11 protein-coding genes, 1 rRNA gene and 1 pseudogene are annotated in these 10,396 nt (G+C 68.7%); 2 read left to right on the plus strand and 11 right to left on the minus strand.

What is annotated here, in order from left to right; all coding sequences use genetic code 11:
- The first annotated feature begins 32 nt into the window (after positions 1-32).
- Positions 33-1,256: a DUF5667 domain-containing protein gene (locus ACWDAG_RS42690; RefSeq protein WP_450700965.1), complete on the plus strand. Its 1,224-nt coding sequence runs from the start codon at positions 33-35 to the stop codon at positions 1,254-1,256.
- Between the two features lie 64 nt (positions 1,257-1,320).
- On the opposite strand, the pseudogene ACWDAG_RS42695 reads toward ACWDAG_RS42690, so the two are convergent.
- From ACWDAG_RS42695 to ACWDAG_RS42720, 6 genes and pseudogenes are all read right to left on the minus strand, one after another.
- A pseudogene (locus tag ACWDAG_RS42695) lies at positions 1,321-1,572 on the minus strand (glycerol acyltransferase); the annotation flags it as partial.
- A 90-nt stretch (positions 1,573-1,662) separates the two neighbouring features.
- A complete protein-coding gene (locus ACWDAG_RS42700; protein WP_450700966.1) occupies positions 1,663-2,715 on the minus strand; it encodes a lysophospholipid acyltransferase family protein in 1,053 nt (350 codons plus the stop codon).
- A 14-nt stretch (positions 2,716-2,729) separates the two neighbouring features.
- Positions 2,730-3,791: an NAD-dependent epimerase/dehydratase family protein gene (locus tag ACWDAG_RS42705; protein WP_450700967.1), complete on the minus strand. Its 1,062-nt coding sequence runs from the start codon at positions 3,789-3,791 to the stop codon at positions 2,730-2,732.
- Positions 3,792-4,071: 280 nt separating this feature from the next.
- Complete coding sequence (locus ACWDAG_RS42710) at positions 4,072-4,170, minus strand: 30S ribosomal protein bS22 (protein ID WP_003948845.1); 99 nt, start codon at positions 4,168-4,170, stop codon at positions 4,072-4,074.
- A gap of 156 nt (positions 4,171-4,326) precedes the next feature.
- Positions 4,327-4,536, minus strand: coding sequence for a helix-turn-helix domain-containing protein (locus ACWDAG_RS42715; RefSeq protein WP_016437488.1), 210 nt, complete (start codon positions 4,534-4,536; stop codon positions 4,327-4,329).
- A gap of 129 nt (positions 4,537-4,665) precedes the next feature.
- Positions 4,666-5,481 carry a phosphatase gene (locus tag ACWDAG_RS42720; protein WP_450700968.1) on the minus strand — a complete coding sequence of 272 codons (816 nt, stop codon included), beginning with the start codon at positions 5,479-5,481 and terminating at the stop codon, positions 4,666-4,668.
- Positions 5,482-5,688: 207 nt separating this feature from the next.
- Here ACWDAG_RS42720 and ACWDAG_RS42725 point away from each other — a divergent pair, with 207 nt between their 5' ends.
- Complete coding sequence (locus ACWDAG_RS42725) at positions 5,689-6,123, plus strand: spore-associated protein A (RefSeq protein ID WP_450700969.1); 435 nt, start codon at positions 5,689-5,691, stop codon at positions 6,121-6,123.
- Positions 6,124-6,350: 227 nt separating this feature from the next.
- Here the strand turns inward: ACWDAG_RS42725 and ACWDAG_RS42730 are convergent, their stop codons facing one another.
- From ACWDAG_RS42730 to rrf, 5 genes are all read right to left on the minus strand, one after another.
- Positions 6,351-7,523, minus strand: a complete 1,173-nt coding sequence (locus tag ACWDAG_RS42730) for an acetoin utilization protein AcuC (protein WP_450700970.1) — start codon at positions 7,521-7,523, stop codon at positions 6,351-6,353.
- Entirely contained in the window at positions 7,474-8,697 is a 1,224-nt protein-coding gene (locus ACWDAG_RS42735) for an MFS transporter (protein ID WP_450700971.1), read from the minus strand. Before ACWDAG_RS42735 ends, ACWDAG_RS42730 begins: the two co-directional genes overlap by 50 nt.
- 78 nt (positions 8,698-8,775) lie before the next feature.
- Positions 8,776-9,510, minus strand: a complete 735-nt coding sequence (locus ACWDAG_RS42740; protein WP_450700972.1) for a VC0807 family protein — start codon at positions 9,508-9,510, stop codon at positions 8,776-8,778.
- A 92-nt stretch (positions 9,511-9,602) separates the two neighbouring features.
- A complete protein-coding gene (locus ACWDAG_RS42745; RefSeq protein ID WP_450700973.1) occupies positions 9,603-10,247 on the minus strand; it encodes an HAD family hydrolase in 645 nt (214 codons plus the stop codon).
- A 65-nt stretch (positions 10,248-10,312) separates the two neighbouring features.
- Positions 10,313-10,396: ribosomal RNA gene (rrf, locus tag ACWDAG_RS42750) — 5S ribosomal RNA — on the minus strand; the annotation flags it as partial.

Below are 10,396 nucleotides of genomic sequence, written 5' to 3' on the forward strand. Positions count from 1 at the left end.
GTCGACCGTCATCACGAGAGGAGGTGCCGCCAGTGATCGCGAACGTATCGGCACACCGGCGGGCGAACGCCTTCGCCCAGGCCCTGGAGGAGCAGCCGGACCAGGGCACGGCGGCCGAGCAGTCCGAAGGACCGACCCCGGCCCCGGCTGCTGCGGAACAGACCGAGCAGGGCCGCCTGTTGGCCCTCGCGGAGTGTCTCGGCGAGTTGCCCAGACCGGAGCTCGACCCCGAGGTCAAGGTCGTCCAACGAGCACAACTGGTGGCCGCGTTCGAGGCCATGGTGCAGGAGGGCGTCGGCGGCGAGGCGGCGGACACTGCGGTACCCGAGCAGCGCTCCCGCGGCGCGCACCGGGCGAGCCCACTGGGCAAGCTGCGACCGCGGTCGCGGCTGACCAAGGGCCTGGCCGCGGGCGGGCTCAGCGTCGGTGTCGCGGCGGGCGCCTTCGGCGGAGTCGCCGCCGCCAGCTCGGACGCACTGCCCGGCGACTCGCTCTACGGACTCAAACGCGGCATCGAGGACTTCAAGCTCAACTACCTCTCCGAGGGGGACGACGAGCGCGGAGTGGCCTACCTCGATCAAGCGTCCACCCGGCTGGCCGAGGCCCGCCGACTGATGGAGCGCGGCCGCGGCGGCGGCCACCTCGATCACGAGTCCGTCGGCGAGATCCGCCGCACCCTGTCGGGCATGACCCGCGACGCGTCCGAGGGCCACCGGCTGCTGCACGAGGCGTATGAGCGGGACCCCGGGTCGCTCGGCCCCATCCAGGCCCTGTCCGCCTTCTCGCGCTCGCACCGCGAGGTCTGGGGCGCGCTCCGGCAGAAGCTCCCGGTCCAGCTCGGCGACGTCAGCAACCAGGTGTCGTCGGTGTTCGCCGCCATAGACGAAGAGGTGGCCCCGCTGCAGTCTCTGCTGCCCCCGTCCTCGACCCACGGCGGCGGCAACGGCAAGCACCACGGCTCGGGTCCGGCGTCCAAGGGCACACCCGGCTCCGGCCGGGGATCGACGGCATCCGGCACCGGCAGCGGCTCCTCCAAGCACAGCCACTCCAGCAGCCCCAGCCAGTCGACCGGCTCCACCGGCGAGGGCCTGCTCGGAGGCAGCACCGGCGGCCTCCTCGACCCGCCCAAGGACACCGGCAGCGCCTCCCCGTCGTCCCCCAAGTCCCCATCCACCGAACCTGACGTGACGATCCCGCCCCTGCTCCCAGGCCTGCTCCCCGGCCTCGGCATCGAAAGCGGCGAAACAAACCAGTAGCCCGTACGGCAACGGGGGCGCCCCCTTCTGGAGAGGGGGCGCCCCCGTCGTCGTACAAAAACCCTCAGAAAAACACAGACCGCCGCTGCACCAGCAACTTGTACAACGTGTGCTGGATCTGCTCCCTCACCTGATCCGTCAGATTGAACATCAGCATCGGATCCTCCGCAGCCTCCGGCGGATAACCATCCGTCGGAATCGGCTCCCCGAACTGAATCGTCCACTTCGTCGGCAACGGCACCGCACCCAACGGACCCAGCCACGGAAAGGTCGGCGTCAGCGGGAAGTACGGGAAGCCCAGCAGACGCGCCAGAGACCCCTTCTCATGGCCGTCCTCGCACCGCTACGCGGGCTTCGCACGCCTGCGCCGGACTCCGTCCGCCGACTCCTCAGCCCCGCCCCCGCCTCAGAAAAACACAGACCGCCGCTGCACCAGCAACTTGTACAACGTGTGCTGGATCTGCTCCCTCACCTGATCCGTCAGATTGAACATCAGCATCGGATCCTCCGCAGCCTCCGGCGGATAACCATCCGTCGGAATCGGCTCCCCGAACTGAATCGTCCACTTCGTCGGCAACGGCACCGCACCCAACGGACCCAGCCACGGAAAGGTCGGCGTCAGCGGGAAGTACGGGAAGCCCAGCAGACGCGCCAGGGTCTTCGCGTTGCCGATCATCGGGTAGATCTCCTCCGCCCCGACGATCGAGCACGGGATGATCGGTGTGCCGTGCCGCAGGGCGGTGGAGACGAAGCCGCCGCGGCCGAAGCGCTGGAGCTTGTAGCGCTCGCTGAAGGGCTTGCCGATGCCCTTGAAGCCCTCCGGCATGACCCCGACCAGCTCGCCCTGGCCCAGCAGCCGCTCGGCGTCCTCCGCACAGGCCAGGGTGTGGCCGAGCTTGCGGGCCAGTTCGTTGACCACCGGCAGCATGAAGACGAGGTCCGCCGCGAGCAGGCGCAGATGGCGGCCCGCGGGATGGTTGTCGTGGACGGCGACCTGCATCATCAGGCCGTCCAGCGGGAGCGTCCCGGAGTGGTTGGCGACGATCAGTGCGCCGCCCTCCGCCGGGATGTTCTCCATGCCCTTCACCTCGACCCGGAAGTACTTCTCGTACACCGGCCGCAGCAGGGACATCAGGACCTGGTCGGTCAACTCCTCGTCGTAGCCGAAGTCGTCGACCTCGTAGTCGCCGGTGAGGCGGCGGCGCAGGAAGCCCAGGCCGCTCGCGACGCGCCGCTCCAGGCCACCGTCGTTCTGCGGCCGCGGGGGCGGCTGTTCCTCATGCGTCACAGGAACATCATCCTGCGTGCGCGCCCTGCTGGGCAGGGGCTGGACGTCGCCGACCAGCGCGGGTTCCGTGGCCTTGCGTCGGCTCCCCACGCCCCGGCGCCGCGACGGCCGCTGTACGGCGCTCCCGCGGGACCGGTCGTCGTCGAACGGAATGACCTTGGCATCCGCCATCGTTGATGCGCTCCTCAGTTGGCGCTCTGCGTCGGGGGGTGGCCGCTGCCCGGCAGGGGCAGCGCGGCGATCCGGTCGACGGCCCCCGCAAGGGCCTCCGGCGGCAGGAGCCCGGGTCCATGACTGCGCGCGAAGTCCGCGAACGTCTCCGCGGTCGTGTACTTCGGCTTGAATCCGAGCGTCTCACGCATCTGGTCCGTCGCCACGACCCGGCCGTGCGTCAGCAGCCGGATCTGTTCGGGCGAGAAGTCCGTCATACCCAGCGTACGTACCAGGGAGCCCGCCCAGGTGACGGCAGGCAGCAGCAGGGGCACGGTCGGCCGCCCGAGCCGCCGCGAGCACTGCGACAGCAACAGCACTCCGTCGCCGGCGATATTGAACGTGCCGCTGTTGAGGGTGCCCCGCTCCGGCTCGTGCGAGGCGATCCGCAGCACCTCGATCACGTCGTCCTCGTGCACGAACTGCAGCCGCGGGTCATAGCCGAACACGGTCGGCAGCACCGGCAGCGCGAAGTAGGAGGCGAGCGGCGTGTCGGCCGTCGGCCCCAGGATGTTCGCGAACCGCAGCACACACACGGCCACATCCGGCCGCCGCCGCGCGAAGCCCCGCACATACCCCTCGACCTCGACGGTGTCCTTGGCGAAGCCACCACTCGGCAGGGACTTGGGCGGGGTCGTCTCGGTGAACACCGCGGGATCACGGGGCGCGGACCCGTACACGTGCGTACTGGACTTCACGACGAGCCGCTTCACGGTCGGCGACTTCTGGCAGGCGCCGAGCAACTGCATCGTGCCGATGACGTTGGTCTCCTTGATCGCGGCCCGGCTGCCGCTGCCGAGCCCGGTCGCGCTCACGTCCATGTGTACGACCGTGTCGGCGCCCGTCTCGGCGAGCACGCGCGCGATGGTGGGCTGCCGGATGTCGGCCTGGATGAAATCGGCACCGCCCAGGTGGTGCTCGGGGGGGACCGCGTCCACGGCGACGACCCGGTCCACCTGCGGGTCACGCTGGATCCGTCGTACGAACCGGCCCCCTAGCCTGCGGGCCACTCCGGTCACGAGCACGACCTTGCCCAAGATCTGCGCCTTCCTTTCAGACCGTCCGGTACTCGTAGCGTGCCGCGTTCCCCGTGTGCGGCCAACTTAGCGGGTCGATGTTGCGCTGTGATGACCACCCAATGCACGAAGTGACGACATCCACAGACGTACGAACAGACCAAGCCATGTGAAACGCGTGCGTACGCACAGGCCTTGTGCGAGGTCCCGTGCGCTTCTGGGAGCTTCTGTGAACTCCAAACGCGTGTGGCCCCCCACCGGTTGCGGTGGGGGGCCACAGAGCACGCTCCTGGAGCGTCGCTTACTTCTTGTTGCGACGCTGAACGCGCGTGCGCTTGAGCAGCTTGCGGTGCTTCTTCTTGGCCATCCGCTTGCGCCGCTTCTTGATAACAGAGCCCACGACTACCCTCGCTCACTTCTCATCACTCGGTGCTGGGCGCCATGGGCCCATACGACCTACAAGGGGCCAGCCTACCCGCCCGAGCGCTGAGGTCGTAATCGAGGGTGCCGGGGGAGATCCCGAAGTGCCCTGAGGATCCCCCCGGAGCCGACGTCGTCAGGCGGTTTCCACCCCCACGTAGCTCTCGCGGAGGTACTCGTGAACCGCGTTCTCGGGGACGCGGAAGGACCGCCCCACCCTGATCGCGGGCAGATGACCGCTGTGCACCAAGCGGTACACGGTCATCTTCGACACTCGCATCACCGAGGCGACCTCCGCCACGGTAAGGAACTGAACCTCGCTCAGAGGCCTCTGCTCAGCAGCCATGACACACCTGAACCTTCCGCACTCGACGGCCACCGGCTTCCCCTTCCGGTGACTCTTCGTCGCTGCGTGCTCACTCCCCAATGTAGGGGCGGGTGATGCGAGTGGGGAAGAGGTGCACCCATCGGCGGCCTACTGTGACAGACACGCTCGATTGAGTACGTAGCGGGTAAGCGGCCGGTAGTAATCAGACCGCACAGCGTCATCAAGTGGAACGACGACGGACACGGACCCCTCGGCCTCCCCCACGAAGAGCGCGGGGTCGTCCGTATCGGCGAGCCCAATGGCCTCGAACCCCAGCTGACCTGCCCCGCAGACCCAGCCATGGTCTCCTACGACCAGTTCGGGAAGCGGCCCGCCGGCCTCGGCCGCCGCAGCCAGCGCGGTACGAACCGGGAGCGGTGAATGCGTGTGTACGCCGGTCGCACAACCGGGGCGAGGCGCGCCGGGTTCCCGCACCAGCGCGACTCCCTGTACGTAGTCAAGGTTGTACGTGCGTAGACCGAACCGGGTCGTTATGTCGACACAGCGACCATGCGCCGGTGTGAGGACGGTACATCCCGCCGCCGACAGCGCGTCCGCCAAGGCGGCGTAGAAGCCGAGCAGCCGGTGCGGGTGACCGGTGCCGAGGAGTACAGGGGCGCTGCGCTGGGCGACTGCGGCCAGACGGTCGGCGAAGGCATCCAGAGCGGTCAGAGTTCGCTCCGGATCGATCACGTCATGACCGGAGACATGCCGTGGATCAGCCGAAACCCCACATTTGTCCGCCATCAACTCGATCAAATCCCGCTGCGCCCACGTCCATTCGGGATCGAGTCCGATCAGCACACGGGGGTCGCGGGCGGCGAACAACCGATAGCTGCGCAGGCTCTCCTCCCGGGAGGTGGCCACGGGCCCGGCGAGCCGGGCGGCCAGGAGATGGGCCCGCAGGGCTCCGGTGCTCAACACACCTCGATGGTGGCGGACGGGGCCGGGCAGGGGCATACGAACGCGCAAACACCGCACAGTTGGCGTAACGGCTCCCGTGACACTGGTGACAGAACAGGGACACAACGGCCCACAACCCTCGTAGGACCTCCCCGGTCTCACTCTGCGTGGACGGCAACGACCAACCGTCCTCACCGCATTGACCAACACATCACCAGGGGGAACACCATGAAGCTGTCCCGTCGCGCCACGACCGCCACCGCACTCACAGTGCTGGCGCTCGGCGGCACGGTCGCCGCCACCGCTCCGGCCTCGGCGGCCACCACCGCCAGGGCGGCAGCCGCGTCGTACAACGGCGCCTGTGGCGCCGGCTACAAGGTCATCGACTCCACCCCGGTCGGCAACTCCGGCAAGGTGTTCCTGACCTGGAACGAGTCGACCGGCAAGAACTGCGCCGTGACCATCCGCAACACCCCGGGCGCGAAGATCCACATGTCCGTCGAGCTCAACGCCCTCGTCGGCCACGAGACCACGCCGGTCAGGGACGAGGGCCAGTACACGTCATACGCCGGCCCCGTCTACGTCCAGGCCCGCGGCCACTGCATCGAGTGGAACGGCGTCATCGGCAACGCCTCGGGCGGCGACTCGGGCCACTGCGGCTGACACAAGACAGGGGGCACTAGGGGGTGCCTCTGCACCCACCGTAGCTGCGGGCACTCGTACCGCTGGAGCGGCAAGAGATGCCGCTCCACCCGCCCCAGCTGCGGGCACTCACGCCGCTGAAGCGCCAGGGGATGCCGCCACACCCGCCCCAGCTGCGGGCAGTCGTGCCGCTGGGGCGGCACGGGTGGGCGCAGCGGCACCCCGCCAGCGCGGACGAGCGACACCCCCTACGCCAGCAACCCCCGCAACGGAAAAACGGCCCGTCGAGTAGCCAACACCGCCTGATCCAACCGATCCGCAGGGTCGTACCCCGCCTCCCAGGAGGGGTACGACACCGGCCACCGCCCATCAGTCATCCGCGCCGGCGCCAACTGCCGCGTCCGCGCGAACACTTCCTGCCGCCACCCCTCCGGGATCACGGCCTCCGGCGCAACCTCCCGCCCCGCCGCGATCCCCACCAGATGCGTCCACGACCGCGGCACGACCTCGACCACCGCATAACCACCACCACCCAGCGCAACCCACTTCCCGCCGGCGTACTCGTGCGCAAGCTCATGGCAGGCGACCTGCACAGCCCGCTGCGCATCCAACGACACCGCCAGATGCGCCAGCGGATCCTCGAAGTGCGTATCGGCCCCGTGCTGCGTCACCAGCACCTGAGGCCGGAAATCGGCGACCAGTTCCGGTACGACGGCATGGAAGGCCCGCAGCCACCCCGCATCCCCGGTCCCGGCGGGCAACGCCACATTGACCGCCGACCCCTCGGCCGAGTCGGCCCCCGTCTCCTCCGGCCACCCGGTCTGCGGAAACAAGGTCCGCGGATGCTCGTGCAACGAGATCGTCAGCACCCGCGGGTCTTCCCAGAAGGCCGCCTGCACACCGTCCCCGTGATGCACGTCCACATCGATGTACGCGACGCGCTCGGCGCCCAGCTCCAGCAGCCGGGCGATCGCCAGCGCGGCGTCGTTGTAGATGCAGAACCCCGAGGCGGTCCCCGGCATCGCATGGTGCAGGCCACCCGCGAAGTTCACCGCGTGCAGCGCGTCCCCGCGCCACACCGCCTCCGCAGCCCCCACAGACTGCCCCGCGATCAGCGCGGACACCTCGTGCATCCCGGCGAAGGCGGGGTCGTCCATCGTCCCCAGCCCGTACGCCCCGGTCGCCGCCTCCGGATCCGCCGAAGCCGCCTTCACCGCGTCGACGTAGTCCTCCCGGTGGACGAGCCGCAAAGTCGACTCCCCGGCCGGCTTCGCCGCCACCACCTCGACCTCCTTGTCGAGCCCGAAGGCATCGACAAGACGCCTGGTCAGGGCGAGCCGGACCGGATCCATCGGATGGTCCGTACCGAAGTCATAGCCCGTTACTGCCTCGTCCCACATCAGCTGTGCGCGGCCGCTCATGCCCGCCACCGTATCGGTCCGGTTGAGGAGCGAACGACCTGGCGTAGACCACGGTCACCAGCACCAACACCATCGGCACGACCATGGCCCAGCGGTAGCTCCACGCATCCCCCAGCGCGCCCACCAGCGGCGAGCCGATCAGAAAGCCGACGTAGTTGAACACATTCAGCCGCGCGACGGCCGCATCGGACGCATGCGGGAACAACCGCCCGGCCGCCGCAAAGGTCTGCGGCACCAGCACACACAGCCCCAGCCCCAGCAGCGTGAACCCGAGCATCCCCACCCACGCCCCGGGTGCGACGGCCACCACCGCGAACCCCAGCGCCGCCACCAGCGCCCCCAGCCGCACGACCGCCACCGCCCCGAACCGCCGTACCCCCAGGTCCCCGAGGGACCGCCCCAGCAGCGTGGTGACCATGTAGACGTTGTACGGCACGGTCGACAGCTGCTCCGAGCTCCCGAGCACGTCCTTCAGATACTTGGCGCTCCAGTTGGAGACGGTCGAGTCCCCGATGTACGCGAAGCTCATCACCAGACACAGCGGCAGCAGCAGCTTGAAGACGACGGACTGCCCCTGCGCCGGCCCCTCCCCCTCTTCCGATACGTCGACGGAGGCACCTCCGTCGACGTACCAGCGGCTCCCGACCAGCGTGGCCGGCAACAGCACCGCGACGACCGGCAGATACGACACCCACAGCGCCAGATGCCAGTGCGCCCCCACCCAGGCCAGCGAGGCTCCCACGATCCCGCCCAGGCTGAACGCGGCATGGAAGCTGAGCATGATGCTGCGCCCGTACGCCCGCTGCAGGCTCACCCCGAGCATGTTCATCGTGGCGTCGAGCCCACCGACCGCCAGCCCGAAGGCCCCCAGCGCGATCCCCAGCTCGGCCAGCTGATCCCCGGACCCGACGCCGAGGAGCGCCAGGAGCACCACGGGCTGCAGACACCGCAGCAGCAGCCCGGGCCGTATCCGCTTCACCAGCTGCTCGGTCGTCACACTCCCGACTCCGGCCAGGATCGGCACGGCGGCCAGGAAGGCGGGCAGCAGCGCGTCGGAGACCCCGTACCGGTCCTGAATGGCCGGGATACGGGTCACCAGAAGGGCAAAGGTGGCGCCCTGGGCAAGGAAGCTGAACGCCAAGGAGGCCCTACCGCGCCGCAGCACATCTGTCATGGCGGCGAGCGTAGGGCCCCGGGCTACCTGTGGGTAGATCAAGCCAAAGATGAATTTCCCTCAGCTTTACTTTCTCTGTCAGGCGGCGACGGCGATGGAGTCCCGTGCGGCCGCTTCCTCGGCCTCGGCCTCCACCTCGGCGCGGAGCATCTCCTCCATCGGTCCGGCGGCCAGCCCACCGCTGACGACGAAGGTCAGCACCATCACGCCGGCCATCATGACGCCACCGAGCCAGACCATGGTGTCCACGGGGACGGTGTACGCCCCCACGACCCGCGCCACGCACTCGGCGAGCAGGGCCACGCCCCAGACCACGGAGAACGTCCGCTCCTTGCGCAGGAAGTCGGCCGAGGCGGCCGCCCGGCCCGAGGCCAGTCGCTGCCACGCCGCCTCCTTCTTGGGATCACCCTTCACCAGGAAGGGCTTCATCCCCTCGGTCATCATCGGCCGGCCGAGAGCCACCGAGACCAGGATGCCGATACCGACCGTGCTGCTGACCGCGCCGTCCTTGGCGAGCATCAGGCGCGGGTCGCCGGAGACGAAGCTCAGCAGCAGGGAGACCACGTTGACGGCGAGGATCAGCCCCGCCAGCCCGTTCGTCCTACGCTCCTTCACCACGCTCCAGACGGTCCGCACCGCCGGGACGACGCTGCTCCAGGCGAGCGCCGCGAAGGTGCTCATCCCGAAGGCGTCCTTGAACAGGTAGTACGAACCGAGCGGGACCGCCACATCCACGATCAGGGGGCGGAGGTTGTGGAGCGCGCTGGGAGTCTGGTTGCTGCTCTGGCCCTGGGCCACCGTGTTCGTCGTCATGCCCTCAGCTTCGCGTCCGGCACCCGGTCGCCAGTAGAAACGATCGTCCAGAGCTAGGCATGACAAATGTCAGCCGCCCGCCGACGCCGACGTCATACGAGCAGGTCAGCCAACTCGCCGAGGTCACTGAAGAGTTGCGTCGCCCCGCCGAGCCGCTCGGCCGGCGTCATGGCGGTGAACCCGTACACATCCATCCCGGCCGCCACAGCCGCCTGCACCCCCAGCGGACTGTCCTCGACGACCACACAACGCTCCGGCGCGACTCCCATCCGATCAGCCGCGTAGAGGAACAGGTCCGGCGCCGGCTTCCCCCGCCCCACATCCTGCGAACTGAAGATCCGCCCATCATCGAACCACCGGTCCAACCCGGTCTTCCGATGCCCGACCCGAATCCGCTCATGACTCCCGGAGGACGCGACACAGTACGACACCCCGTCAGCGGCCAGCTTCTCCACGACACCGAGGGCCCCGGCAACCGGCTCCAACTCCCTCTCGAACGCCTCAAACACCCGCGCGTGGAAGACGTCGTCGAAGTCATCCGGAAGCCTCTGCCCAGTCCGCTCCTGGATCAGATCATGGATCCGGTGCATGGCGGAGCCCATGTAGTCGCGAAGGGAATCCTCGTACGAGGTCGGGTGCCCCAGCTCGGTGAGGTAGGCGGCCAGCAGCCGGTTGGAGATGGGCTCGCTGTCGACGAGAACACCGTCATTGTCGAAGATCACAAGGTCATAGCGCATGACTCGAGCCTAAACGCAGAAAACCCCCGTACCGAATAAACGGTACGGGGGTTTCCTCAACAATTGTTCGGCGGCGTCCTACTCTCCCACAGGGTCCCCCCTGCAGTACCATCGGCGCTGTAAGGCTTAGCTTCCGGGTTCGGAATGTA

The organism is Streptomyces sp. NPDC001157, from assembly GCF_053598255.1.

What these genes read in the sequence shown, in the direction of transcription:
- ACWDAG_RS42700 (WP_450700966.1), bottom strand. Translation starts at nt 2,715, where the DNA reads ATGGCGGATGCCAAGGTCATTCCGTTCGACGACGACCGGTCCCGCGGG.
- ACWDAG_RS42715 (WP_016437488.1), bottom strand. Translation starts at nt 4,536, where the DNA reads ATGGCTGCTGAGCAGAGGCCTCTGAGCGAGGTTCAGTTCCTTACCGTG.
- ACWDAG_RS42725 (WP_450700969.1), top strand. Translation starts at nt 5,689, where the DNA reads ATGAAGCTGTCCCGTCGCGCCACGACCGCCACCGCACTCACAGTGCTG.
- ACWDAG_RS42730 (WP_450700970.1), bottom strand. Translation starts at nt 7,523, where the DNA reads ATGAGCGGCCGCGCACAGCTGATGTGGGACGAGGCAGTAACGGGCTAT.
- ACWDAG_RS42735 (WP_450700971.1), bottom strand. Translation starts at nt 8,697, where the DNA reads ATGACAGATGTGCTGCGGCGCGGTAGGGCCTCCTTGGCGTTCAGCTTC.
- ACWDAG_RS42740 (WP_450700972.1), bottom strand. Translation starts at nt 9,510, where the DNA reads ATGACGACGAACACGGTGGCCCAGGGCCAGAGCAGCAACCAGACTCCC.
- ACWDAG_RS42745 (WP_450700973.1), bottom strand. Translation starts at nt 10,247, where the DNA reads ATGCGCTATGACCTTGTGATCTTCGACAATGACGGTGTTCTCGTCGAC.